The sequence below is a fragment of the Gardnerella sp. DNF00571G genome (assembly GCF_049262695.1).
In the GTDB taxonomy this organism is placed as follows: Bacteria; Actinomycetota; Actinomycetes; order Actinomycetales; family Bifidobacteriaceae; genus Bifidobacterium; species Bifidobacterium piotii.
In genome coordinates this window covers 618,653-644,808 of sequence record NZ_CP058396.1, presented here as the reverse complement: position 1 = coordinate 644,808, position 26,156 = coordinate 618,653, and the positions used below count along the sequence as shown (strand labels likewise).

Below are 26,156 nucleotides of genomic sequence, written 5' to 3'. Positions count from 1 at the left end.
TCGTAAGAATTATTTAGCCTTTTTTATTAGTAGCTTATAAGCTTGTATGCAATATAATATTCCCGCAAACCAATAAAGCGTTATTCCCCAAATCGCACATGCAATTGCAGCAGCATATAGAATAAGCATTGGCTCTGTTGCAATCGCGAAAACAATCATAAATAGAACAATAGTTACCATTAGCAATGCTGTTCCAGTTTTGCCCATAAAATTAACAGGCAAAGGGCCATAGTCGTATTGTGCAAGAATCACAATTAAAATTGCCATTATTGCGTCTCGCAAAACAACTAAAGCTAATGCCCACCAAGGTATAATCTTTGCAAATGCTAAAGCTAATGTGCTGCAAACTATAAGAAGCCTATCTGCAATTGGGTCTAGAATCTGACCTAATTTGCTAACTTGATTAAAAGTTCTTGCAATATAACCGTCAATACAATCAGAAAGTGCAGCTATTGCAAGAACAATTAAAGCAGGCCACATTTTGTGTTGCGCAATTAAAACAGCAAGATAAGGTATTGAGCATATTCTTAAAAAGCTAATAACATTAGGCACAGTAAGAACTCGATTAAGCGCTTCAGGACTGTATTCCTGACTATAAACGAATTTGGCCATACCTAATTTCCTTAAAACTTGCTAAAAATAAAATTTCAATACTAATACTATTGCGAATAATAAAATATTGGGGCACTCTTATGCCCCAATATTTCTACGCACGCCAAGCTTCTTGAGCAATATTACGAATAGAATCAATTGCTTGAGCTGGGCTACTTGCTCCGTAAACTGCAGATCCAGCAACAAGAACATCTGCTCCAGCTTGCGCAACAGTTGCAGCAGTAGATGGGCTAACACCGCCGTCAACCTGAATATGCGTACTTAATCCGCGGCGCGTAATCTCATCGCGTAAGCGGCGAACCTTATTCATTTGATTACTTAAGAACTTTTGACCGCCAAAACCAGGCTCTACAGTCATAATAAGAACCATATCAAACTCGTCTAAAATATCAAAAATAGGCTCAACTGGCTCAGCTGGGCGAACCGCAAAGCAAGCTTTGCAACCCATATCTCTAAGCTGGCGCGCAAGACGCACAGGAGCGTGAGTTGCACCCATGTGGAAGCTAACAGAATCAGCCCCGAGCTTAGCGTATTCTGGTGCCCAACGGTCTGGATCCTCAATCATCAAATGAACATCTACAGGAAGATTAGTAACTTCGCAAATGCGCTTTACAATCGGCTCCCCCAAAGTCAAATTTGGTACAAAATGATGATCCATAACATCAACATGAACAAGATCAGCGTTGGAAATTGCTATAAGATCTCTTTCAAGATTGCAAAAATCTGCAGAAAGAATGCTAGGTGCTATTTGTATATTCATGTGTTCCATTCTAAGAAAAGCAAGCGACTAGAAAAGCAAAATCTAGCTAAATCTAACTATTTAACTTAGATTCCTCTTTCGCTTCGTTTTTGGAAACCATTTTTGCTTTGGATTGAAGTTCACGCTCACGCTCGTATGCTGTAATGTCAATCAAGCGGTTCACAAGATTTGCTCGCGATTTTTTACTATTTTGCAAAATAACAAAAACAATAATCGAAGCAATAAAAATTGCAATCGACACCCAAACGTTAATTCTTACTCCAAGGAAAGTGTGTGAAAAATCAATGCGTAAAGCTTCAATCCACATTCTTCCAGCTGTATACCACATTACGTAAAGAACAAACTCGGAACCAGACTTAAGCTTGCTTTTAAGCGCTTTGCTAAAGCATATAAGCAAAGCAGCGCCTGCAAAATTCCAAAGCATCTCGTACAAGAACGTTGGATGGAAAAGTGTGCCTTCTGGGCATGTAAGACCGTCGTAGCATCTTTCAGCGTGACCAATTGCATTTGATGCCGAATAATTAAGTTTTAATCCCCATGGAAGTGTTGTAGGAGCGCCATAAAGTTCTTGATTAAACCAATTGCCTAAACGCCCTATTCCTTGAGCTACAAGCAATGCAGGAGCTGCACAATCAGCAAGTAGGCTTATAGGATATTTTCTGTACGCGCAAAATGCACTAGCAGCCAAAGATCCGAGTATCACTCCGCCCCAGATTCCAAGTCCACCATTCCAAATCCTAAAAATTTCTAGAAAATCGCCATTTGCGCCAAAAAACTTCTCTGGAGTTGTAATAACGTGATATAGACGCGCGCCAACAATTCCCATAGGAAGGCTTACAAGAGCTATATCTAAAATTTGATTAAAATCTCCACCTTCTCGCTTCCATCTGCGATTTGCAATCCAAATTGCGACTAGTGCTCCAGCAAGAATCGAAAGCGCATAAAATCTTAATGTAATAGGTCCGAATGTAATTTGAGAAATACTTGGACTAGGAATAGCACAAATCGTCATATTCTTTACTTTCCTTTATTTTCTTTTACTTTCAACAAAACATAAGGACTTTTGTTAAAACGTTTAATTGGTAAAAATTAATATTAGAATCCAACTGCTTTGATTAAGGCCATTAAAACTGGCGCGCACAGCAAGATTGAGTCCACTCTATCTAGAACACCGCCATGACCTTTAAGCAAATGACCCATGTCTTTAATGCCAATATCTCGTTTAAGCATAGATGCGCACAAATCACCAAAAGTTCCAACAATTCCAGACAAAATGCCCATAACAGCAGGCATCCACCAGAATTTAATCCAAGATGTTCCATAGAATCCAGCAACAATCGCGTAAGCTCCGATTAGTGCAAGAAGCATAGATCCTATAAGTCCTTCAACAGACTTTTTTGGAGATATTCGTGGAGAAAGCTTATGTTTACCTAACCATGCTCCAGCAAAAAGTCCGCCCGTATCGCTTAAAGCAGGTAAAAATATGAGTAGCATTGCGTGCGCTACAGCTTGTTTAGAATCAGCTATAGATAAAATAATGCAAGAAGCAAGAAGAGGAATATACAACACTACAAACAACGAAACAGCTGTATTAGTAAAAGTACTAGCTTTTGGGCTTTTAGAAGTTGCATGCTGTAGTTTCTTTTCTACAGCACGCATAGTTCTTTTAGATACAGTGCTATTTAGAGTTGCAAAAATAACAGTTAAAATAAGCGAGGCTGTTATTCCACTTGCCATTGCAACTGCATGCCACTTTGCGTAGAAGGTTGAAAAAATCGTAATAACCGAGCAAATAGACAGTATAGCAAAAGGAATCCTAAACCCCGCTGTAGCAAAGTCAACGTGCAATTCCCACAATGCAAGAAGCATAAAAACAGTTAAAAGAACAACAAAAGCATCTATACTTACAAGAAGACATGCCACAATTACAGCAATCAGCAGCACTGCAGTTGCAATAGCTTGTGGCATGTTCCTGCCAGTTCGCTTGTTTATATCTGTTAAAGCTTCATAAGCATCGTTTGTAGCATTTGAATCCAAAGAATCAAACCTCCATGATTTCCTTCTGCTTGCCTTCTAGCAAAGCATCTAAGGAATCGGTAACTTGCTTAGTTACTTTATCTAGTTCTTTTTGCAAGCGATCGCCTTCATCTTCGCCAATTTCGCCATCTTTAACAGACTTATCAATGCTTTCTTTAGTCTTGCGACGAATATTTCTAACAGCAACCTTGCCTTCTTCTGCCTTGGTCTTAGCAAGCTTTACGTATTCCTTACGTCTATCTTCAGTAAGCTCTGGCATTGTAACGCGAATAACATTGCCATCTCTGTTAGGGCTAACACCCAAATCTGAATCGCGAATAGCTTTTTCAACAGCATTTGCTTGCGATGCGTCAAAAGGAGTAACAGAAAGAGTTCTTGGCTCTGGAACGCCAATAGAAGCTACAGCCTTAATAGGAGTTGGAGCACCATAATAGTCAACCATAATGCCATTAAGAAGAGCAGGATTAGCTCGACCAGTCCTAATGCCCATAAAGTTTTCTTTTGTAGCTTCAACAGACTTGTTCATTTGTTCAAGAGCCTGATCAATAATAGCTGGCATGTGTTCTCCTTTATTGGTATTAGTTGTGCCAATTAAAATTCTATTTATAAATTTTGTGATTGTTAAATTTTACGTTGTTAAGTTATTGCCTAATTTGCATGTTTTATTTATTGATGATTCATTTATTGGTGATTATTCACTAATATTTCATCTATTAAGCAAACGTAGGCTCGTCGTTAGAAACCAAAGTTCCAATTTGATCTCCGACTAATGCACGAGTAACGTTTCCTTCTCCTTCTAAGCCAAACACGCGAATCTTTTGGTTGTTGTCTCTAGCCATAGAAAGCGCAGAAGCGTCCATAACAGCAAGACCATCAACAAGCGCGCGATGGTAATTAAGAGTGAGGAATTTTTTAGCATTAGGATCTTTACGAGGATCTGCACTATAAACTCCGTCAACGCCATTCTTACCCATTAGAACTTCATCGCAATGAATCTCTAAAGAACGCTGAATAGAAACGGTATCGGTTGAAAAATAAGGCATGCCAGCGCCTGCACCAAAAATCACAACTCGGCCTTTTTCTAAGTGTCGAATTGCTTTAAGTGGAATATAAGGCTCAGCAACTTGACCCATTGTTATAGCAGTTTGAACGCGAGTTGCCTGCCCTGCTTGTTCAAGAAAATCTTGCAAAGCTAAGCAATTCATAACAGTTCCAAGCATACCCATGTAATCGCCGCGACTACGATCGATGCCAGCTTGTTGAAGCTCTGCACCGCGGAAGAAGTTTCCGCCGCCAACAACAATTGCAACTTGCACGCCTTCATGCACTGCTTTTACAATCTCGCCAGCAATTCTACGAATAACATGAGTATCTATACCAACGGCGCCACCGCCAAATGCTTCTCCCGAGAGTTTCAATAAAACTCTACGAGACTTGCTTTCCCCCGCTTGTGCGATAGTCATAAAACTTTCCTCCAGTCATAACGGCGAACGCAAGCATATCTTTGTTATGATATCTTTCAATAACGACACATCACAACACGATTTTTAACATGATTGTGTAGATTTTTATCGATTTTTATTTTGAACATGTTTAGCAGTGTTTTTTTGTAAATGCTAAAAAGCGTTTTGTTCAAACGAATAAAATCAAACGAATAAAAATAGCGCAACAGGCGGAATCAAAACCCATTGCGCTATTATTCATGATTAATCTAAAAGTTAAGATTAATCATGCTTTTTATTATTTTTATCTTGGTTAGTATTTTGACTATCTTCTAGATTCTCGTCACCTGTTTCTAGATGATGCTCATCGTAGCCTTGCAAGTAACGCGTACGACGCCAATGGTGAATAGAAGCGTTTGTGCCGCGGTGATGCACGTGGTACTTTCTAGGAGTTCCACCATGTGGCAGCTCTTTAACTTCCTTAGCAACAGCAATCTGATTCACGTTAGAAGGATCCATAATTGCGATTGGTGCAACAGGTTCAGGCTCTGTTGGAGCTGCAGTTCTGCTACTAAGCTTTGATGGAAGCCATTCAGCAAACCAAGAAAGCGCCCAGCAAATCAAGAAGTATACAACTGCAGCAACAGTCAAAGTTTGCAAAATGTTAAAGTACATTGATCCAAGTCGTCTAGATTCCTGAAGCAAATCAGTGTACATAATTATGGAACCCAATGCAGTATCTTTTAACACAACAACAAGCTGAGTTACAGCTGCTGGAAGCATTGCGATTATTGCTTGCGGCATTTCAATTTGTGTTAAAGATTGATATTGAGAAAGTCCAAGAGCTAAAGATGCTTCGCGCTGACCATTAGGAAGATTTCCAACGCCAGATCGAACTAACTCTGCAACAACAGAACCGTTGTACAAAATCAAAGACAAAACAACAGCCCAATAAGACGCTCCACTTATTCCAGCAAATGCAAATCCTCGCCAAAGGAAGATCATAAGCAAAAGCACTGGTACAGCTCGGCAAAACTCAACGACAACTGCAGAAATGCTACGAAGAATCAAGCTAGGCAATAGTCTTAAAAGACCAAATAAGAGTCCAAAAACTATTGAGCCTACAACAGCAAGAAGTGAAGCTTTAAGAGTCATCCACAATCCTGGAAGATAAAAATCGCTCCAAGCTTCCGATTCTACAGCTGGATTCCACAATGCCCACGAAAGCTGGTTCTCGCCTTCTGGAGGATTGCTAAGTCTTAAAAGCAAAGCAATAACAAAAAGCGCAAACACAACGCATGCAATAATATTTGCAATACGAATCTTCTTTAGAGCCTTAGGTCCAGGCGCATCAAATAACAGAGATTTTTCTTGTTCTTTTGCCATTTTTATCACCTTCTAACCGCAAGCTTATTAGACAAATAAGTTGTGAGAATACCGATTGGAATAATCAAAACAATGTATCCGCACGCAAAAATCAAAAAGATTGGAACAATCAAATCTGCGTGCCTTTCAATCATCTCGCTCATAAGAGTAGATGTTTCTGTAGCAACAGATGCAGCAGCGGCAACAGTGGAATTTTTAAGCAACGCAATAAACGTGTTTCCAAGTGGTGCTACAGATCCGCAGAAAGTTTGAGGCAAAATCACACTAAAAGCCGATTGGAAGAAGTTAAGTCCAAGCGCCCTACATGCTTCTGCCTGACCCAAAGGTACAGTGTTTAAGCCAGATCTTAAAGATTCGCAAACAAATGCTGCAGTGTAAAAACTCAAGCCAGCAATTGCAAGCCAGAAGAAGTTTACGCTAAAAACAGTGGAAAAACCGAGCTTTAGCTGTGCGTACACGCCAAGAACCATAAAAACCATGATTATAGTTAGAGGCATATTCTTAAAGAACTCAACGTATGCGCCTGCAATAAGACGAAGCGAATGGATTGGGCAAATCCTCATCATAACTAGAATCACGCCAAGAATCGTGGAAAAAAGCACGCTCCACAATGTGATTTCAATATTCACTAAGAATGCTCCTGGAATATTGTATGAGGTAAATAATTGCACAAAGTCTTGCATTTTACTCCTCCCCCTCTTCTGGTACTGGCGGATTATACTTTGCGTTTGGCTTAAAACCAGTTCCGCGCATGTTATCGTCTAAAGCTCTTTTCCATGAACCATTTTTAATCATGTCTTTAAGAGCAGCATTAATGCGCTTAGCTAGCTTAGTGTTTCCTTTTTTAATGCCAATTCCGTAGTGTTCTTCGGTAAATGGCTTACCAACAAGCTTTAGTCTGCCTCTAGACGCTGTAGCAAGACCAGCGAGAATAATATCGTCTGTTGTAACAGCGTCTACTATTCCAGAGAATAATGCTGTTGCGCACTCTGCATAGCCAGGCTGTTGCATAAGTTGAACTTTTGAAGAGTATTTCTCTTTAATAACTATTGCAGACGTAGAACCAGTTACAGAGCATAAGCGCTTTCCATCTAAATCGTCTGGACCGCTTACTTTATGCTCGTCTTTACGAACCAATAAATCTTGACCAGCAATAAAATATGGTCCTGCAAAAGAAACAGTGTTTTTTCTGGCATCTGTTATGGAATATGTTGCAACAATCATATCTACATCGCCATTTTGAAGCATTGCTTCGCGCTGTTTTGAAGGCGATTCCTTCCAAACAATCCTATCTTCGGAGTAACCCAACTTTTTGGCAACATACTTTGCAACGTCTACATCAAAACCAACGTAGGTTCCAGACTTTTTGAAACCAAGACCAGGCTGATCAAACTTAATACCAATGCGTATTACGTTACTGCGATTATCGCTACTGCAAGCGCTAAGCGGGAAAACACAGCACAATACGCAAATCATAGATAAAATTGCGCGATATGTATGCCTGAATCCTAGTCTGCAACGCTTACACTTAAGAGCAATATTGTGTAAATATTTCATAGCTACCTCTTAAAGACTTAAAAATCGATATTAATGATTTCAATTAAGAATCAAATTAATGAGTCAAAATCTTTGAAAGGAAGTCTTTTGCTCTATCTGTCTTTGGATTCTCAAAGAACTCTTCTGGCGTATTTTGCTCAAGAATACGACCATCTGCCATAAACACGATTTTGTCTGCAGCTTTACGCGCAAAGCCCATCTCGTGAGTAACGCAAATCATGGTCATTCCTTCTTTTGCAAGCTCAACCATAACATCAAGAACTTCGTTAACCATTTCTGGATCAAGCGCAGATGTAGGCTCATCAAAAAGCATAACCTTTGGGTGCATTGCAAGTGCGCGAGCAATTGCCACTCGCTGCTGCTGACCGCCAGAAAGCTGAGAAGGCATCTTGTTTGCTTGATTATCTACGCCAACTCTAGCAAGAAGATCCATTGCTAAACTTTCTGCTTCTTGCTGTTCCATGTGACGAACCTTAATAGGAGCAAGCGTAACGTTTTCTAGAATCGTCTTGTTTGCAAAAAGATTAAAAGATTGGAACACCATTCCAACTTCCGCACGCAATGCAGCAAGTTCTTTTCCTTCTTGAGGAAGAGGCTTACCATCAATGCGAATATCTCCAGAGTCAATTGTTTCAAGACGATTAATCGTCCTGCACATTGTTGATTTGCCAGAACCAGAAGGTCCAATAATAACAAGCACTTCGCCTTTATTAACCGTTAAGTTAATATCTTTCAAAACGTGAAGCTTGCCATAATGTTTTTCAACATGGCTAAGTTCCACCAATGGCTGTGCTACTTTTTTTGTGTTGTTTAATTTAGTATCCATAAAAAGGATTTTAATGTTCTTGTGTTACATGCGTTTATCGTAATAGTTACTTTTAACCACCTATAAAGTTACGAAAAACATTAAAAATGATACAAAAATGTTAATTTTACTTAAAAAAATGCCGTTAAGCCTTGATTTTGGTTTAGTTAACCAAACGACTTAACGGCATATATGAATATTAATTCTTGTTTAACGCTTGCAACTACTCGTCTTCTTCTGGATCGTAGTCAACGCCAGTTTCTGCACGCTGTTCAGCAGAGATTGGAGCAGGAGCGCCAGTTAGAGGATCACGACCGCCACCAGCCTTAGGGAAGGCGATTACGTCGCGAATCGAACTTGCGCCTGCCAAAATCGCAGCAGTACGATCCCAGCCCAAAGCAATACCAGCGTGAGGTGGAGCACCATACTTAAACGCTTCAAGCAAGAATCCAAACTTTTCTTCTGCCTCTGCTTTGTCGATTCCAAGAACGTCAAGCACACGGTCTTGAATATCATCGCGATGAATACGAACAGAGCCGCCGCCCATCTCGTTTCCATTGCAAACAATGTCGTAAGAATCGCTCATTGCATGCTCTGGGTCTTTATCGAACTTGTCAATCCAATCAGCAGATGGCATTGTAAATGGATGATGCATAGAAGTCCACTTTGAGTGTCCAACTGCAACATCATCATCGTCTGGATCATCCGTTCGCTTAAACAGTGGGAAGTCAACAACCCAAGTAAACGCAAACTCATCTGGGTGAAGCAATCCTGCGCGGCTAGCAAGCTCTACACGAACTGCACCAAGCAAAAGCTGAGAAGATTCGCGGCCTCCTGCTGCAAAGAACACAGCATCGCCATCTTGCGCACCAACAGCTTCCTTAAGTCCTGCACGCTCTTCTTCACTAAGATTCTTAGCAACAGGGCCTTTAAGCTCGCCATCTTCTCCAAAGACTACATAAGCCAAACCCTTAGCACCGCGCTGCTTAGCCCAATCCTGCCATGCGTCAAACTGACGACGAGGAGTTTCGGCCCCGCCCTTAAAGAGCACAGCGCCAACATAAGGAGCTTGGAACACGCGGAATGGAGTGTTCTTAAAGAAGTCAGTCAACTCAATAAGTGGGTTTCCAAAACGCAAATCTGGCTTATCAGAACCGTACTTATCCATTGCTTCTTGCCAAGTAATTCGAGGCAAAGGAAGAGTGATTTCGTGGCCTGCTTCCTTCCAAATAGCAGCGATAACACGCTCTGCCATAGCCATAACATCTTCTTGGCTTGCAAAGCTCATTTCCATATCGAGCTGAGTGAACTCAGGCTGACGATCTGCACGGAAGTCTTCATCGCGATAGCAACGAGCAAGCTGATAGTAGCGCTCAACACCAGAAACCATAAGCAACTGCTTTAAGAGCTGAGGAGACTGTGGAAGAGCGTACCAAGAGCCTGGAACCAAGCGTGCTGGAACAACAAAGTCGCGAGCGCCTTCTGGAGTGGACTTAATAAACGTTGGTGTTTCTACCTCAGTAAAGTCCATATCTTCCAAAGCATGACGAGCTGCCTTAGCCATATTAGAGCGGAGCTTTAGATTACGCTGCATAGATGGACGGCGTAAATCAAGATAACGGTACTTCAAACGTACGTCTTCGCTAGGAAGCTTGTTTTCGGACTCGTTTTCCAAAGCTGTAGAAACTTGGAATGGTAATGCGTCGGACTTAGCGAGAATTGTTACTTTATTTGCAACGATTTCGATTTTTCCTGTTGCTAAATGGTCATTTTCATTGCCATCTGGACGCAAGCGAACTTCGCCAGTAACTTGCACAACAAACTCGCTTCGCAATGGTCGCGCAGTTTCTTCATCGTAAATAACAACTTGCACTAAGCCAGTGTTGTCTCGAACGTCTACAAAGGCAACGCCACCGTGGTCGCGGCGACGATCAACCCAACCAGCAATGGTTACGTTTTGTCCAACTAATGTCTCAGTCACTTCAACGGCATGGTGTGTGCGATACGCCGTCTGGCTCATAAGTCCACTTCCTTGTTTAAATAATTTTGTTAATTTTTGTTTTGACTTTAATAGTTTACCGCATGAATCGCGCTTTCAAATATTAAAATCTTAAAAAGCAAATTGCAAATTGCAAATCTTAAATCTTAAAAGCAAATTACAATTATTGAGCGCAAGAAACAGTTTGATGTGCATATACATCATCTGGCTGCCAAGATGTAACATCTGCGCAAACTTGCTCTCCTGTAATAATGTTTTTTACTTCATCATGATTAGATTCTGAATTTGCACTATCGGCTGGGAACCAAACGTATGGAATGCCCAACTTATCTGCATATTTGATTTGTTTACCAAGCTTTGCTGCACTTGGAGAAACTTCTGTTGCAATTCCTCTAGAACGAAGCTTTTGAGCAATCTCGTTACAAGCTGGCCTATCTTCCTCATTCCAAACTGCAACCATTACTGCAGCAGGAGAAACGCGTGAAACTGTAGCTCCAGCTGTATGAAGCATATAAGAAAGCAAGCGCGAAAGTCCTATAGAAAGACCTACGCCTGGATACTTTTTGTTTCCTTGAGAAACAAGATTGTCGTATCTTCCGCCAGAGCAGATTGAACCCAGTGATTCAGCGCCTTCTAGGAACGTCTCGTAAACTGAGCCAGTGTAATAATCCAAGCCACGCGCAATCTTCAAATCTGCAACAACAGAACCTGGACGGATTTTTGCTGCATCGTCTACAATCATCGCAAGCGTTTCTACGCCTTCAATTGCTAGTGCGTAAGAGTCATTGCTAGAATCCTTAGAAATATTGTGCTTATCGCATAAAGCGTTGAATTTAGTCTTTAACTCTTCACCACTATTTGCGCTAAGCTCTGCCAGCTCTAAGCATGCTGCAGCTTGAGAATCCGTAGCCGCGCATTCTTTTACAAGAAGATTTGCAACTTCTTTTGCGCCAATCTTATCTAGCTTATCGATTTCTCGAAGAACACCTTCAATATCACTTAAGCCAATTCCTCTATAAAAACCTTCGGAAAGCTTGCGATTATTCGCGTGAACAGTTGCTTTTGGCAATCCAAACTTGCGCAAACGCTCCAAAGCTTCGACCATAACAAGAGGAAGCTCCACTTCGTAGTGAGACGGCAAATCGCCATTTCCTACAACGTCAATATCTGCTTGAACAAACTCGCGGAAACGTCCTTCTTGTGGGCGCTCTCCACGCCAAACTTTTTGCATTTGCCAACGCTTAAATGGGAATGCTAAATCGCCAGTGTGTTCAACAACATACCTGCTAAGAGGAACTGTTAAATCAAAGTGTAATCCAATGCGATTTTCAACGGGAGTGTCGCTTTCGTGACCCACTTCTTGCAATCTAGATAAAAGATATATTTCTTTACTAGTTTCGCCTTTTTTCAACAAGCTCGAACCCTGCTCAACAGCGCGAGTTTCAATGCCTATAAAACCATTTAATTCAAAGACTTCCCGTAATGTGTCCATAACACGCTGCTCAACAGCGCGCTCACTTGGAAGCCACTCTGGAAAACCAGATATTGATGAGCCTTGTACCATGTCCACTATAATAGGTTATGTTGCGGAAAAATCATGGCATACCGTCATACTTATTCGTAACACTATTACCGTGCATATGCTCTAAGGAGTCGTCCCGTGACCGAACAGACTAAAGCTGAAGAAACTACTAAACAAACTACCCCAAAGCCGCATGCTCCTTCGCCTGCAAGTTTTGCAAATAAAGCTCGCGTTGTTGCTGCTGTTCCAGCTATCTCGTATAGCGAAGAAGACGTTAAAGGCGCAAAAACCTTTGGGCGTGTTGATGAAAATGGAAATGTGTATGTTCGAGAAGCTGGTGGAGAACGCGAAGTAGGTCAATACTCTACTGGCACTCCAGAAGACGCTTTGACTTTCTACGTACACCGTTATCTTGACTTAAAAATCAAGCTTGATCTTTTTGAAAAAAGACTTGAATCTTCTAACGTAAGGCCAAAGGAAATTGACGAAACCTTAGCTACTTTAGATGCGGAGCTTAAGGAGCCATCTGTTGTTGGAGATCTTGCCGCTTTAAGCGCGCGACACGCCGAGCTAAAAACTAAAGCTGCATCTAAAAAAGAAGAACTTGCTAAAGCGCGCAAAGCAGAATTAGAAAAAGCTCTTAAAGATCGCACAGCAATTGTTGAACAGGCAGAAGCTCTTGTTGCACAAATGGGCGAGTCTACAAACTGGCGCTCGCTTTCCGATAAGCTTCGTTCGCTGTTCGATAAGTGGCAGCAGCATCAGCGCACTACAATTCACTTAAACAAGGCGGATGCTGATGCTCTTTGGCAGCGTTTCTCTAAAGCCCGTTCTGCGTTCTCTCAAGCTCGCTCTGCTTGGGTTAAAGAGCGAGACAATGAGCGCAATAGTGCTAAGGAGATTAAGGAAGCAATCATAAAAGAAGCAGAAAGCCTAAAGGACTCCACTCAATGGCGTGAAACTTCAATGAAGTTTAATGCTTTGATGGATCGCTGGAAGAAGGCTGGAAATGCTGGACGTCAACACGACGACGAATTGTGGACTAAGTTCCGCGAAGCTGCAGATGCTTTCTACCATGCTCGTCAAGAAGATAGAGAAAAGATGAGTGCTGGCGAAAAAGAAAATCTTAGCAAGAAGGAAGCATTACTAGTTAAAGCAGAAGCTCTTGTTCCTGTTAAAGACGAAGAGGCTGCTAAAGCTGCTCGCAAAGCATTGTCTGAGATTCAAGAAGAATGGGACAAGATTGGCTTTGTTCCACGCGAAGATATGCGCAGAATTGAATCTCGCTTGAACGATGTAGACAAGAAGATTAAGGCTGTTGAAGACGCTGCTTGGAAAGATGCAGACCCAGAAGCAGATGCTCGCAAGTCTAGTTTTGCTGCTCAATTAAAGGCTCAACTCGAAGAGCTTGAGTCTAAGATTGCAAGCGAAAAAGATGCAAAGCGTAAAGCTAAGCTACAAGCAGAAAAAGCAACTAAAGAACAGTGGCTTAACGCTATTAAGTAGTTTGGCTTATAAAGCAAAGCATTAATCAAAGCATATTGCAAAAATAAGGCTGCTTGACGAAAAGTCAAGTGGCCTCATTTTTTATCGATTAATCGATTAATCGATTAATGATTTTGCAAGACTAACAAATGTATTCGCTAATTGAGTGTTTGCTAGTTTGCCATCTTTTGTAAGAACAGCAGGTCTGCCCGATTCTCCAATTTCTCTAATACTTGTGTCTAACGGAATTTGAGCAAGAAGAGGAACACTCTTACCAAGAGCTTGGCAAAGCTGATCACTCACGCGCATTCCGCCTCCCGAACCAAAGATTTCTAGTCGTGCTCCATTGTTATCAAACCAACTCATATTTTCTACAACACCGCGCACATTAACTGGAATTTGCAAAGCCATAAGCCCCGCTCTAACAGCAACATCCGAAGCACTGGGTTGAGGTGTTGTAACAACAACAAGCTCCACATTCGGCAATGATTGCGCAACAGCTAAAGCCATATCTCCTGTTCCAGGAGCCAAATCTAAAAGAAGCACGTCTGGATCTGCCCACCAAACATCGCATAGAAATTGCTCAAGAGAACGTTGCAAACGAGGTCCTCTCCACAAAATCGCGCGATCTGTTCCAGCAAACATTCCAATAGAAATCAGCTTAACTCCCCAAGCTTCAACTGGCATAAGCATGCCGTTCAGATTAGTGGGTTGAGTTGTAACTCCAAACATGCGTGGCAATGAAAAACCATAAACATCTGCATCTATTGCTGCTGTTTTGTAGCCAAGAGATGCAAAAGTGGCAGCTAAATTAGCCGTTATAGAAGACTTTCCAACTCCGCCTTTTCCAGATGCAATAGCAAAAATCCTTGTTCTAACGCCATTTTTGTTGAATGGATTTTCTTTACGCTCCTCTTTTAAATCCGAAACAAGCTTTGCAAGCTTATCTTTGCTCATAGCGCTTACGTTTACTGTTGGAATAAGCGTTGCATTTGGGTACTTTGCTACAACTGATTGAACTCTTTGCGTAATAACTTGAGCTAATGGGCAATCTGGAACAGTAAGCTCAATATCTATAGAAACGCTATAAGTTGGCTTATGATTATTTGATTCGCATGAATTTTCGCATGATTTCTCGCTTACGCGAACGCCCGTAACCATGTTTAATTCGGTAACAGAACGACCTAATTCTGGATCAATCACACTACCTAATAAGTCGTAGATACGCGTTTCTAATTCAACAAGATTATTACTCATGTTTTTACAATTCACTTTGCGAATCAAGTGTAATATCGTTTTTTAGTGCAGATTCAACACTACCTGTTTTAAGTAAAATCTTAAATTGATTCTCGTTCAACATTGGTATGCCAAGTTCTTCTGCTTTAGCTTCTTTAGATCCAGCATTTGCTCCAACAATCACACAATACGTTTTTTTACTAACAGAAGATGCAGCTTTTCCGCCTCTAGATACAATAGCCTCCTTAGCAGAATCTCGTGTGAAATCTTCTAAAGACCCTGTAACAACAACAGTTTTACCACTAAGCGTTTGATCAAGATTATTGGATTGTGCAGAATCGTTTCCAACAACTCCAGCTTCTTTCCATTTTCTTAAAACTTCGCTCCGCCAATCGTTAGAATCTTTTGATTTTTCAAACCAATTGTAAACAGCTAGAGCAATTTCTGGGCCAACGCCATCAATTTGAGTTAAATCCTCAATAGTCGCATTTGCAATATTTTCGATTGAGCCAAATCTTGCAGCTATAAGGCGAGCTGTTGGCGGACCAAGCCTGCGAATAGAAAGTGCCACTAACACACGCCAAAGAGGCGCAGACTTACCTTTTTGAGCTATTTCTTCTAGCATTGCTCTTGTTGTTTCGCTAGGACGAGTGTATTCTGGCGCTTCAACTGTTTTAAGAATATTATTTATGCGAATTTTCTTTTCAACTAGCTTTGTTACGTAAGCATCTACAGGAACTTCAAACATTGGGTAGTTTGGGTTAAAAGATTCGTTAGACTCATCACTACTAAAGTCGCTAGAATTACTAAAGTCGCTAGAATTACTAGAGTCGTTAGAATCTTTAGAATCATCATTCGACTTTCTTCTAGTAGCTTCTAGAGGCCTAGTCCAAAAAGCTGAGACTTGCCTCCATAATCCACTTCCGCCAATCTTTTTAGATCGTTTTTTGAGTTTTCCGTCTTTTCCTACTTCTTCCCATTCTTCAACAAGCGGAATTTCCTTCCAAACTTTAACATTTCTTAAATCGTTAGCACTAAGGTTAAAAATATCGGCTTCGCTAGTAAGAACAGGAGTTTGAGGAGCAGGAAGACAGCAATTCGACTCTGGTAGAATCGGCGGATTAGAAGATCCACGCTCAACAACTATTTTGCTTATGCTTTTATCTTCAATATAAACTTTTGACGTTATTGGCCTAGAATCTTCTGGGTTAGTTAGCGCAAGAGCGGATGCTTCGCCAAGATTTTCAATGTCGAAAGCTTGTCTTGAAGCCAAATTAATTATGCGCTCAGTTAATTGAGCTGGGCAATTCTCCACATTCGGGCATCGAATATCTTTATCTCCTTCTTTTGCTGGAGCGAGCTTTGTTCCGCAAGATGGGCAAAATTCAGGCATAACGAATTTTTTCAATTCATTTTCTCTGCCATCTCTATATTTGAGCACAGGACCTACTAATTCTGGAATAACATCTCCAGCTTTGCGCACAACAACAGTATCTCCAATAAGCACGCCTTTATGCTCAACTTCGTATGGATTGTGCAAAGTTGTACGAGATATAGTGGAACCTGCAACTGTTACTGGCTCTAAAACAGCTACTGGAGTTACTCTTCCCGTTCTTCCAACTTGAACAACAATATCTTTTAAAAGCGTGTTAACTTCTTCTGGAGGATACTTGTACGCAATTGCCCAACGCGGCGCTCTAGAAGTTGCTCCGAGCTTTCTTTGCAATGCGCGATCATCTACTTTTACTACAATTCCATCTAATGCATGAATGATAGTGTTTCTATGCTCACCATAGTAGTCAATCATGTCTTCTATTTGTTCAAAAGACGTAACTTTGCGCGTATATGGAGAAACAGGAATCCCCCATTTTTTGTACAATTCGTAAGCGTCCGATTGGTTGAATGATGTTTGGGTATGCGCATTAGATTCGCCACCGCTTTGCGCTAAGTCCTTCCACTTTAGATTTCCTAATCCGTGTGCTATAAAACTCAAGCGTCTTGTGGCTGTAATTCTAGGATCTTTTTGTCTTAAAGAGCCTGCAGCTGCGTTTCTTGGATTTGCAAAAGGAGCTTTGCCTAAATCTTCTTGCTCAATGTTTAGCTTTCTAAAATCCGCCCACTTCATAAATACTTCGCCGCGGATTTCCACAAAATCTGGAATATCGTCTGGATTTTCACCATGCAATTGCGTAGGAATTTCTTCGATTGTTCTTACGTTTAGCGATATGTCTTCTCCAGTAACACCGTCTCCTCGGGTTAGCCCTTGTTCCAAAGTTCCATTTCGGTAGATAAGATTTAGCGCAAGTCCATCGATTTTTACTTCGCATGTCATTGGTAAAGGCTTATTTTCTGGCCATTGCAAGTCTCGAATAATGCCGTTATACCAAGATTTTAATTCATCAATCGAAAAAACATCATCCAAGCTCATCATTCTTGAAGGATGACGAACTGACGTAAAATCGTTAGAAAAAGTTCCGCCAACTCTATGCGTTGGCGATTGAGGCGTGTCTAAAATCGGGAAAGTAGCCTCAAGCGCGCTCAAAACACGCATTCTTGCGTCGTAAGCTGCGTCGGAGCTTGTTGGAGAATCGTCAACATAGTATGCGATTTGATCTGCTTGCGCCCATGCAGCCAATTTTGCCCATAATCTTGCGCCTTGTTCTGTTGTTAAAAGCGAAGGCTCAATCTTAGCTAATTGCATTGCATCTGAATCCGACGGCTCTAGCTTAGCAATCCAACTGTCAAAATCTGCGATTGAACTAAAAGTGTTAGACTCACTTAAATCACTTGTTACATCATGTGATTGCTTTGCGCTTTGAATCGTTGATGCAAATTTGCCATCATCGCTTGGCTCATTATTATTTTGTATATTTTCAACATTATTAACACTATCTAAGTCATCAAAAAGTGACAATTGAGCACCACTCGAATGTTGCGTCGAATCACCATTAGATGCAGCCATGAGCCTTCCCTTCAAAGCGTTTATTCTATTTTATAGCTTATTTAACAAGAATTTATTAAGCGTTAAGAGATCGCAAGAATTGCATTTGAACAATACTTTCAGAAGAATCGTTTCTAAATAGCATTCTAGATCTAGCAACAGAAAGAGTTCGCGCAATAACAAACATACCTTCATTAACAGTGACTTTTGCAGCTTCGTCAATAATCTCATACGCATTAACATCTGGCCAATTCACAACATTATTGATTTCTAGCATTTCTTTTGCCTGATTCAAGCTTCTAGGAACGGCAATGCATTGAGATTCAACTCTACTTAAGAGTTCTGCAAGCTCTACTTCTAGAGATTCATTTTTTTCGCTAAACAAGTCATCTGCAACCATATATGCAGCAACAGCGAGCGGGAAGTTATCTTGCATCCACTCTGCGTATGCTAGCCTGTAGTAAATAAACGCAGCATCTTCTCTATCGAAACATACTTGTAAAGCGTTTAAGCATACTGCTTCTACAGAAGGCCAATCTTCTTGACGAGATAATTGCGAAGCTAGCTTTAAGTGAGATATAACATACGTTGGAGCATAAGAAACCATTGTATTTAGATGTTTTAGCGCCTCTTTACTCCTTCCAAGCTGGCCGAGTAAATCCGCAATCTCCATATGCGCGTAGAAAAGTCCGTCTGGTATAAGCCTCATTTGCTCGTTTTGCGTTGCAAACATGCGATTATAAACAACGCGCTCAGCATACGAGTTGAAGTATCTTGGAACAACATCCCCAGAAGCAAACATATCGTCAAAATGCTTTATATTGTTTTCATACTCTTCGATTGCGCTTTCTAAATCTCCACTCATAAATTGTTCGTGAGCATGCACTCGCATATTGTAAATATCTTTTGAAGCGTTAAACGATATTTCTGGTATTTCTTTTTCGTCTATTAATGCGCTTATTACATGGTTTGCTTGATCGTTTAGCTCTGGATCGTTAATGCTTTCAACAATATCCATTGCCATACGAGCTTTTTCTGCGTTCGTCATAATTGCTTTAGACGCTATGTGATTAAAATCAGCAACCGCTTGTTGTAAAACGTCTTCGCGCTGAATTGAAAGGCCTTTTGCGTCTTGAGTTACTAACAATTCTTGCGACTTTGCGTCAAAAATTATGTCGGAAAACTCTGGTTCTTCTTGAGCACCATGCGGCGCAAAGCAACTGTCTCGTAAGTCAAACGTTGGCTCAATTTGGTTTAATGAGCCGTTTTCATCGACTTGCAAAGTTGCATTAAACTTTTTATACGTTTCAAGAGGATTATTTAATCCGTTTGCGCGTATGTGCTTTAAGAACGACTTTCTAGTAAAAGTAACAGTTAGCAACGGTATAATCGAAGGAGATTTGCTAAACGCTGCCATTGGGTCTTCGTTTTTTGCGCTATTATTGTTAGCGCTATTACTACTATTGCTATTATCGCTACGATTACCGTTAGTGCTATTATCACTGTTGCTTTCGCTTGTATCTTCAAGATTTTCTACAATGCTTTCAACAAGACTATCTGAAGCACTGTCCGCACTACTATCCGCGCTAGACCCTAAATTAGCAAAACCACTACTAACGTCTCCATGAATATCCCCATCTTTTGGATCGCCTTTTGCTCTTGCAGCATTTTTATTCATGTGATTAAGAGCATTAATCGTTTGGCTTAAAATTTTATTCATAGCAACGTCTTGAGCTGCAACCATCTCTTCTAAGCCGATTGAATCTAATCGTATTGAAACGTTTTGCACTTCTTCGCTAGCACCAAAAGCAAGAGTAGCCAGCATTAATCCAAGACGAAGATTGTAGTTAGTTGTCATTTTAGATCTGTTTTGTTCGCTTATTGGAACAAAATCTTTTTTAGCACAATCGTATGTTAGATTAGGCATCATTGAATTGCCTGTTGCCATAAACGCTAATGCAACATTCCCACTATCTAAATTAGATCTAAAATCAGCATCGAATCTAAAAGGCAAATAAAGGCTTCTGATTAGTTCCGAGAGTCTTTGCCTGTACGACCATTCACAATTAGAAGATCCGTCAGCTTTATAAATATACAAATCATTAGATTTTCTTGCACGGTTAAGTAAATGCAATAATGGCCTAATATTGTTGTCTTGCAACGGATTGCCAAAAGAATTCATGTCAATCTCGCCACTTGCGCAAAAAGCAGGATCGTTTATAAAAGCCATATCCATTGCACAAACTTGATTATAAGTTGCGTTATTTTCTGTTAAATCACCGCCATTAGAGCAGTTTTCTTCTAAGCAATTGCTAATAGACTGAAATCTGTTTATTGCACCTTCTATACGCAAAGCTCTTAACGCGGATTTTGCCTCCAAAGAATCATCCCAAACTAAAAAGTTTGCATCTGAACATTTAGATTTTTGCAAATGCAATCTTTCAGCGGCATGTTCAGCCTCTAATGCTCCAGCGTCCTCTAACGCTCCAGCATCTGCCATTAAGTACGTAAAATATTTCTCCATTGCAGATACGCGTAGACCAGCTCTCTCTGCCGTGTTTGCATCGCAAACGCTTCGCCTAATAGCCCTCAAAGGTGCTTCTTTTGTAAGATGCCTAAATATGTTTCCAGACCCAAATCCGCTAAAAGCTAACAACATATCTGGTACAAAGAATGATGCAAAGTAAGATATAGCGATTGCGTCAAAATAACTAAGATTGCAACGCAAATTATTAGGCAAATCTACACGCGTTTCTTCTAGCGTATAAGTTTCTTTTTTAGTATTTGCTTTGCGAATCCAAGACGACACCCATTGAATTCCGCCATCTTTAGAAGTTTGAACAACAACATCTCCCTTAATAACAACTAAATCATTATTTGACTTATTCTTAAAACAACTTTTTTTGATATGGCTTGCGCTATGGCTCGCTTTATGACTTGTTTTATGACTTGCTCGAGTAGTTTTTTTATCAATGCAACCGTAGAATCTATGTGAGCTAGAAAGAGTCATAGAGTTTTGCTCAACAAAAGACAATTCGGGTATATTTTCCGTTGTATCTTCAATTGTTACAGTGTGCCCTTCGTAAACTCTGCCTTCTAAATCAGCAACAGCAACTTGGTAAAAACGTTTGCAATCTTTGCTAAACAATCCAAGTGAAATACCTTGTTTTTTGCCATAAATCTTAATCCAGCCCAGTTTCGTTGAGCTAGGCATAAAAGGAAAATCGTTAAAAATATGTTTTTTTGAAAATAGCTTAACAGGAATTGAGTTTTTGTTTTCCCAAAGCGTATCGATTGTACGTAGCGCAATCTGCATGCTTCTATCTGCGTCATAATTGCAATTTTTTGCATCATGGCAGATTGAATCAGCGTTATTGCTAGATTGCACTTGGTTTTGCATAATCCCCATTCTTTCTTATTGCACAACTTTAACGTAAGACAATAAAATTCTACACAATTGATTTATACGTATCTTATTGATTCTTACTAAACATTCTAAGTATAGCGAATATTCTAAATATAAATGATTGTTGAATCGCAAACATGCAATCAAATTTTATCGAAAATCTTACTAAGATTCTGCTAAAAGTCTGCTAAATCATGTTAAATATGCAAATAATCAAATATTAAAATATGTGATTGAAATTATTTTTTATGCAAATTCGCGCAAGTTCCATAAATAATCGTGCATAATCCTTCCATAATCTTGTCTACTGGAGAAGCAGCTCGCCAATTTAAGTACAGCGATCTGTACGGCTTTGGACTATTAAACTCACGAATTGTTAAACCAGCTGGCTGAACAATAGGAGGGAGAGTTGCAAGACGTGGCAGCAATGTTACATCTTTACTTTCAACAACCATGTATCGTAAGGTTTCCAAAGATGTTGCACAAAATTCGGACTGCTTTGCTCCAACCTTTTGACAAACATCAATCATACTTCGTCTCATACAATGTCCATCTTCCAAAAGAAGTATTTTTTGACTAGATAATTGAGACAAATCGATTGGAGATTTTTGGTTTCCCAATTGCGAATTTGTTGACGCTGCTAAAACAAAATCTTCATCAAAAATGTGATTAACCTTTATTGACGATTCGTTTAACTTTTCGCTCAATATTGCTGCATCGATTTGACCATTATTTAGCAATTCGATTAAAGTTGCAGACTTTTCTTCAACAAAATGAATAGTAAAATTCGGCTTAATCTTACGCAAAACAGGTATTATTCTAGGCAAAAGATATGGGCATAATGTTGGGAAAATGCCCAAAACTATAGTAGAAGACCAAGGATCTTCTAGGCGCCTTGCTGCTTGATAAATGTTAGAAACATCCGAATGAATACGCTTTGCATAATACACAACTTCTCTTCCTGCAGGAGTTAAAATCTGCTTTCCAGGAGTCCTCTCAATAAGACAAACTCCAAGCGTGTCTTCTAGCTTTTTAATCTGCGTAGATAAAGTTGGCTGAGAAACGTGCATGCGCTCGGCAGCTTTTGTAAAGCTTTCTTCTTTTGCAAATGCAATTAAGTATTCAAGCGATTTAATGTTCAAGTATTTATCTTTCTATGCGTGTTATAGTCGTGCTATATGCGTATTCTACGCGCGTTCTATGATTGTTCCAGGCATGATTTTAATTATGTGGGTCTCTAATTAAATAGTCGAAAGCGCTAAGAGCTGCATTTGCGCCAGACCCGTATGCTGTAACAATCTGCTTATAAGGCTCATCCGAGCAATCGCCAGCAGCAAAAATTCCAGGAATACTCGTGCATCCTTTTCTATCTGTTACGATTTCTGCTCGATTGTTTAAGCTTAGTTTATTTTCAATCCACTTTGTATTTGGCATTAAACCAATTTGAACAAACACTCCGTCTGTGTGTAAAATTTTCTCACGATTTTCCGCATTATTCTCATTGCGATCCATATAATGCACTGCGCTAACTTTTTTGCTATCTCCTTCTATTTTGCTAAGAGATGCACTTGTTATTACATTCGCATTAGAAAGAGAATGCAAAGTGTTTAGCAATATTTGATCCGCTTTAAGAGAATCCATAAACTCTATAACAGTAACGTGATTTGCAATTCCTGCTAAGTCTATTGCAGCTTCGACTCCAGAATTTCCTCCGCCAACAACTACAACATTCTTGTTCTTAAACAAAGGGCCATCGCAATGCGGGCAGAACGACACTCCCCTGTTTCTGTATTCATCTTCTCCAGGAACACCAAGCGTTCTCCACGTAGCGCCTGTTGCAATAATCACCGCTTTAGCTTTTAGACTTCCGCCAGATTTAGTTTTAATTGTATGTAATCCGTAAGGCTTTTCTGCAACGTCTAAAGACGTAGCCCAATCAGGAGTAAATACGTCAATACTGTATTGAGCAATGTGGTTTGTTAAATCGTTAGCCAGCTTTGCGCCTGTTGTATGTGTTTGAGAAATGTGGTTTTCAATGCTTTCTGTTTCAACAACCTGACCGCCTCTGTGGTCCATAATCATTGCTGTTTTAAGACCTTTTCTAGCTGTGTAAATCGCAGCAGCGCTGGCAGCAGGGCCTCCGCCTATAATAAGAACGTCGTATGGGTTTTTAGCGTTCATTTTTTGCGCTAGTGAAGAATCGCTTGAATCGCTAGAATCCCCATTTTCTTCTTGACTTAAAAGCATAGCAACTAATTCGTCTATAGATGACCTTCCAGAAGAAATCATCTTTCCGTTTTCAAAAACAGCAGGAACGCTCATTACACCAAGAGCATCGACTTCGTCTTTGAAAACGCTTCCTTCTACAGCAATATGCTTTACTTTTGGATTAATAATCGAAATTGTATTAAGCGACTGAACAACTTCTGGGCAATTAATGCAAGAAACAGACATGTACGTAGTAATATCATGACTTCCAAGTCGCAAAATTGCTTTGCGCTGGTCTTCGCTTATTTTGGGAGCATAACCACTTACTTGTAAAATAGCCAAAACTAAAGAGCTAAACTCATGACCAAGTGGCAAACCTGCAAAACTTACAGAAATGTTATTTTGCGGATTAGTAATTGAAAAACTTGGGATTCGCTTAGTGCTACTTTTATCATCTTTTATAACAGTGATTTTGTTGCTTTGATTTGCTACTTCTTGCAAAAGCTCAATAACTTTTTGAGAATTTTCACTACTATCAACGTACGCAACAAGATTAATCGGATTAACCATTTTTTCTAGCAATCCAGCAAGTTGAGTAGTTAAATTTGAATCTAATAAAGTCATTATTTTCACTTTCTGTAGCAATCAAAGCAACGTGTAAATTGTGTTAAAATTTGTCGATAAAATCAGCAAATAAAATCAACTGTTAAAATCAGATTTTCCCAACTAAGTCGATAGATGTAGCAAGTGTTTCTTCTCCCTGCTCCCACTTTGCTGGGCACACTTCTCCTGGGTGAGATGCAATAAATTGTGCAGCTTTAACTTTGCGAAGCATCTCGTCGGCGTTTCTGCCGATTCCATCTGCTGTCATCTCGTAGAATTGAATATTGCCTTGAGGATCCACCAAAAAAGTTGCGCGATGAGCTAAACCAGATTCCTCATTTAGCGCATTAAAGTTTCTAGAAAGCGCGCCGTTTGGGTCTCCAAGCATTGTGTATTGAACTTTTGCAATAGCTTTAGAATCATCGTGCCAAGCTTTGTGAACAAAGTGTGTGTCTGTTGAAACAGAATAAACTTCTACACCCAACTTTTGAAGCTCTTCATAGTGGTTTGCAAGATCTTCAAGCTCTGTTGGGCACACGAATGAAAAGTCTGCTGGATAGAAGAAGAAAATAGCCCATTTTCCAAGAACGTCACTGTCGCTTACTTCTACAAAATTGCCATTCTTATATCCATTTACCTTAAATGGAAGAATATGCGTACCAATAAGGCTCATAACAACTCCAATCTTTACTTGTTTGCTAAAATCTTTTATTGCTTTTTGCAATGTTTTAGTTAAACGTGTTAAATAGCTTGCTTAAGAATCTAGATTTAACCGTATTTTTATAATAGATTATTTATATTAATAATCCTATATGTATAGATAATCTCTATAGACTTACATGTGTTATATCAATAATGATTTTGAAAACTAACTTGACTTTGCAAAATGCTGGGATAACAAACAAGAATTGCGCACTCAAAATTTAATTGAGCACGCAATCTTGTTAATCCCTATAAAATGATTATAAGATTTTTATTATTTATCTTATGTCTTGATGGAATGGGTTGAAAACAACACTACAGCGTTGGAAGCTCTTAACATCAACATACCCAGTAGATGCCATAGTGCGTCTTAAAGCACCAATAAGGTTAGTCTTTCCATCTGCCATATGACTTGGTCCAAACAAGATATTCTCAAGAGGAGCAACAGTTCCAACATTCGTGCGCATACCGCGCGGCAAAGAAGGATGACGAGCTTCTGCTCCCCAATGCATTCCGCGTCCTGGAGCCTCAGTTGCACGCGCTAAAGGAGTTCCGAGCATTACTGCATCTGCTCCCATAGCAAGCGCCTTAATAAAGTTTCCAGACGTCCCCATTCCGCCATCTGCAATAATTTGAACGTATCGTCCGCCAGACTCGTCCATATAATCTCTGCGAGCTTCTGCAACGTCTGCAATAGCAGTTGCCATAGGCGCCTGAACTCCGAGCGTATTCATTGTTGCAGAAACTGCTCCACCGCCAAAACCAACAAGGATTCCAGCAGCACCAGTTCGCATAAGATGCAATGCGGAAGTGTAATCTGCGCAACCTCCAACAATAACTGGAACATCTAAATCGTAAATAAACTTCTTTAAGTCAAGAGGCTCATGGTCTTTAGAAACGTGCTCCGCACTAACAGCAGTTCCGCGAATAACAAATAAATCAACGCCTGCTTCTAGAACAGTAGAATAAAATTCTTGAGTGCGTTGCGGAGAAAGAGCACCAGCAACCGTAACACCAGCATCGCGAATTGTGTGCAAGCGCTTAACAATAAGTTCTGGCTTGATTGGCTCCGAATAAATCTCCTGTATGCGCTTAGTTGCAACTTCGTCCTTAAGCTCTGAGATTTCTTTAAGAAGTGGTTCTGGATTCTCGTAACGAGTCCACAATCCTTCCAAATCTAGCACGCCCAACGCTCCCATTTGGCCCATTGCAATAGCCGTATCTGGGCTTGTAACAGAATCCATTGGCGCAGCAATCACTGGTACGTCAAAACTATAAGCGTCGACTTGCCATGATGTAGATACAGCCTTTGGGTCGCGAGAACGACGAGAAGGAAGTATAGCAATATCGTCTAGTGAGTAAGCAACTCGGGCTTTTTTGCCCAAACCTATTTCAATTTCTTGAGACATACTTATAAGGCTAGTTGCTTATCATGACTAATCAACATGCCATAGA

The 26,156-nt window shown here is 40.2% G+C and carries 20 protein-coding genes; 1 reads left to right on the top strand and 19 read right to left on the bottom strand.

Translation table 11 applies throughout. From position 1 onward, the window contains the following. Nucleotides 1–9: 9 nt before the first annotated feature. The 12 genes from HXT30_RS02715 to hisS form a co-directional block, all read right to left on the bottom strand. A complete protein-coding gene (locus HXT30_RS02715; RefSeq protein ID WP_422111780.1) occupies nt 10–612 on the bottom strand; it encodes a CDP-alcohol phosphatidyltransferase family protein in 603 nt (200 codons plus the stop codon). Between the two features lie 94 nt (nt 613–706). Then, complete coding sequence (gene rpe / locus HXT30_RS02710) at nt 707–1,372, bottom strand: ribulose-phosphate 3-epimerase (protein ID WP_004130865.1); 666 nt, start codon at nt 1,370–1,372, stop codon at nt 707–709. Nucleotides 1,373–1,424: 52 nt separating this feature from the next. Continuing rightward, nucleotides 1,425–2,384 carry a prolipoprotein diacylglyceryl transferase gene (gene lgt / locus HXT30_RS02705; protein WP_016635317.1) on the bottom strand — a complete coding sequence of 320 codons (960 nt, stop codon included), beginning with the start codon at nt 2,382–2,384 and terminating at the stop codon, nt 1,425–1,427. 83 nt (nt 2,385–2,467) lie between these two features. Next, nucleotides 2,468–3,409 carry a phosphatidate cytidylyltransferase gene (locus HXT30_RS02700; protein ID WP_004130869.1) on the bottom strand — a complete coding sequence of 314 codons (942 nt, stop codon included), beginning with the start codon at nt 3,407–3,409 and terminating at the stop codon, nt 2,468–2,470. Between the two features lie 4 nt (nt 3,410–3,413). Next, nucleotides 3,414–3,968: a ribosome recycling factor gene (gene frr, locus HXT30_RS02695; protein ID WP_016635318.1), complete on the bottom strand. Its 555-nt coding sequence runs from the start codon at nt 3,966–3,968 to the stop codon at nt 3,414–3,416. A gap of 154 nt (nt 3,969–4,122) precedes the next feature. Next, nucleotides 4,123–4,872: a UMP kinase gene (gene pyrH / locus HXT30_RS02690; RefSeq protein ID WP_016635319.1), complete on the bottom strand. Its 750-nt coding sequence runs from the start codon at nt 4,870–4,872 to the stop codon at nt 4,123–4,125. 261 nt (nt 4,873–5,133) lie between these two features. Then, nucleotides 5,134–6,237 (bottom strand): amino acid ABC transporter permease, encoded by a 1,104-nt coding sequence (locus HXT30_RS02685; RefSeq protein WP_032816806.1) that lies wholly within the window; start codon nt 6,235–6,237, stop codon nt 5,134–5,136. A gap of 5 nt (nt 6,238–6,242) precedes the next feature. Next, nucleotides 6,243–6,920 carry an ABC transporter permease subunit gene (locus HXT30_RS02680; protein WP_115757541.1) on the bottom strand — a complete coding sequence of 226 codons (678 nt, stop codon included), beginning with the start codon at nt 6,918–6,920 and terminating at the stop codon, nt 6,243–6,245. 1 nt (nt 6,921) lies between these two features. After that, the gene (locus HXT30_RS02675) at nt 6,922–7,794 is read right to left on the bottom strand and encodes a glutamate ABC transporter substrate-binding protein (RefSeq protein WP_248899163.1); all 873 of its coding nucleotides are present in this window, start codon (nt 7,792–7,794) and stop codon (nt 6,922–6,924) included. 55 nt (nt 7,795–7,849) lie between these two features. Next, on the bottom strand, nt 7,850–8,620 hold the full coding sequence (locus tag HXT30_RS02670; RefSeq protein WP_004137994.1) for an amino acid ABC transporter ATP-binding protein: 771 nt from the start codon (nt 8,618–8,620) through the stop codon (nt 7,850–7,852). Between the two features lie 202 nt (nt 8,621–8,822). After that, nucleotides 8,823–10,619 (bottom strand): aspartate--tRNA ligase, encoded by a 1,797-nt coding sequence (gene aspS, locus HXT30_RS02665; protein WP_116438424.1) that lies wholly within the window; start codon nt 10,617–10,619, stop codon nt 8,823–8,825. 142 nt (nt 10,620–10,761) lie between these two features. Continuing rightward, nucleotides 10,762–12,162, bottom strand: a complete 1,401-nt coding sequence (gene hisS / locus HXT30_RS02660; RefSeq protein WP_422111826.1) for a histidine--tRNA ligase — start codon at nt 12,160–12,162, stop codon at nt 10,762–10,764. A gap of 96 nt (nt 12,163–12,258) precedes the next feature. On the opposite strand from hisS, the gene HXT30_RS02655 reads away from it, so the two are divergent. After that, nucleotides 12,259–13,626, top strand: a complete 1,368-nt coding sequence (locus HXT30_RS02655) for a DUF349 domain-containing protein (protein WP_422111779.1) — start codon at nt 12,259–12,261, stop codon at nt 13,624–13,626. Nucleotides 13,627–13,722: 96 nt separating this feature from the next. Here the strand turns inward: HXT30_RS02655 and HXT30_RS02650 are convergent, their stop codons facing one another. From HXT30_RS02650 to HXT30_RS02620, 7 genes are all read right to left on the bottom strand, one after another. Next, on the bottom strand, nt 13,723–14,862 hold the full coding sequence (locus tag HXT30_RS02650) for a P-loop NTPase (protein WP_415701404.1): 1,140 nt from the start codon (nt 14,860–14,862) through the stop codon (nt 13,723–13,725). A 4-nt stretch (nt 14,863–14,866) separates the two neighbouring features. Then, complete coding sequence (gene ligA / locus HXT30_RS02645) at nt 14,867–17,803, bottom strand: NAD-dependent DNA ligase LigA (protein ID WP_422111778.1); 2,937 nt, start codon at nt 17,801–17,803, stop codon at nt 14,867–14,869. A 55-nt stretch (nt 17,804–17,858) separates the two neighbouring features. After that, on the bottom strand, nt 17,859–21,182 hold the full coding sequence (locus HXT30_RS02640; RefSeq protein ID WP_422111825.1) for a tetratricopeptide repeat protein: 3,324 nt from the start codon (nt 21,180–21,182) through the stop codon (nt 17,859–17,861). A 245-nt stretch (nt 21,183–21,427) separates the two neighbouring features. Continuing rightward, complete coding sequence (locus HXT30_RS02635) at nt 21,428–22,330, bottom strand: LysR substrate-binding domain-containing protein (protein ID WP_415701408.1); 903 nt, start codon at nt 22,328–22,330, stop codon at nt 21,428–21,430. A gap of 79 nt (nt 22,331–22,409) precedes the next feature. Next, nucleotides 22,410–24,020, bottom strand: a complete 1,611-nt coding sequence (gene ahpF / locus HXT30_RS02630) for an alkyl hydroperoxide reductase subunit F (RefSeq protein ID WP_422111777.1) — start codon at nt 24,018–24,020, stop codon at nt 22,410–22,412. A gap of 88 nt (nt 24,021–24,108) precedes the next feature. Further along, nucleotides 24,109–24,672, bottom strand: coding sequence for an alkyl hydroperoxide reductase subunit C (gene ahpC / locus HXT30_RS02625; protein ID WP_020973576.1), 564 nt, complete (start codon nt 24,670–24,672; stop codon nt 24,109–24,111). A gap of 307 nt (nt 24,673–24,979) precedes the next feature. Further along, entirely contained in the window at nt 24,980–26,110 is a 1,131-nt protein-coding gene (locus HXT30_RS02620) for a GuaB3 family IMP dehydrogenase-related protein (protein ID WP_004130903.1), read from the bottom strand. Nucleotides 26,111–26,156: the final 46 nt, after the last annotated feature.

Excerpts from the sequence above, each read along its gene's own strand:
- HXT30_RS02715 (WP_422111780.1), bottom strand. The coding sequence starts at position 612 with ATGGCCAAATTCGTTTATAGTCAGGAATACAGTCCTGAAGCGCTTAAT.
- rpe (WP_004130865.1), bottom strand. The coding sequence starts at position 1,372 with ATGAATATACAAATAGCACCTAGCATTCTTTCTGCAGATTTTTGCAAT.
- lgt (WP_016635317.1), bottom strand. The coding sequence starts at position 2,384 with ATGACGATTTGTGCTATTCCTAGTCCAAGTATTTCTCAAATTACATTC.
- frr (WP_016635318.1), bottom strand. The coding sequence starts at position 3,968 with ATGCCAGCTATTATTGATCAGGCTCTTGAACAAATGAACAAGTCTGTT.
- pyrH (WP_016635319.1), bottom strand. The coding sequence starts at position 4,872 with ATGACTATCGCACAAGCGGGGGAAAGCAAGTCTCGTAGAGTTTTATTG.
- HXT30_RS02685 (WP_032816806.1), bottom strand. The coding sequence starts at position 6,237 with ATGGCAAAAGAACAAGAAAAATCTCTGTTATTTGATGCGCCTGGACCT.
- HXT30_RS02680 (WP_115757541.1), bottom strand. The coding sequence starts at position 6,920 with ATGCAAGACTTTGTGCAATTATTTACCTCATACAATATTCCAGGAGCA.
- HXT30_RS02675 (WP_248899163.1), bottom strand. The coding sequence starts at position 7,794 with ATGAAATATTTACACAATATTGCTCTTAAGTGTAAGCGTTGCAGACTA.
- HXT30_RS02670 (WP_004137994.1), bottom strand. The coding sequence starts at position 8,620 with ATGGATACTAAATTAAACAACACAAAAAAAGTAGCACAGCCATTGGTG.
- aspS (WP_116438424.1), bottom strand. The coding sequence starts at position 10,619 with ATGAGCCAGACGGCGTATCGCACACACCATGCCGTTGAAGTGACTGAG.
- hisS (WP_422111826.1), bottom strand. The coding sequence starts at position 12,162 with ATGGTACAAGGCTCATCAATATCTGGTTTTCCAGAGTGGCTTCCAAGT.
- HXT30_RS02650 (WP_415701404.1), bottom strand. The coding sequence starts at position 14,862 with ATGAGTAATAATCTTGTTGAATTAGAAACGCGTATCTACGACTTATTA.
- ligA (WP_422111778.1), bottom strand. The coding sequence starts at position 17,803 with ATGGCTGCATCTAATGGTGATTCGACGCAACATTCGAGTGGTGCTCAA.
- HXT30_RS02640 (WP_422111825.1), bottom strand. The coding sequence starts at position 21,182 with ATGCAAAACCAAGTGCAATCTAGCAATAACGCTGATTCAATCTGCCAT.
- ahpF (WP_422111777.1), bottom strand. The coding sequence starts at position 24,020 with ATGACTTTATTAGATTCAAATTTAACTACTCAACTTGCTGGATTGCTA.
- ahpC (WP_020973576.1), bottom strand. The coding sequence starts at position 24,672 with ATGAGCCTTATTGGTACGCATATTCTTCCATTTAAGGTAAATGGATAT.
- HXT30_RS02620 (WP_004130903.1), bottom strand. The coding sequence starts at position 26,110 with ATGTCTCAAGAAATTGAAATAGGTTTGGGCAAAAAAGCCCGAGTTGCT.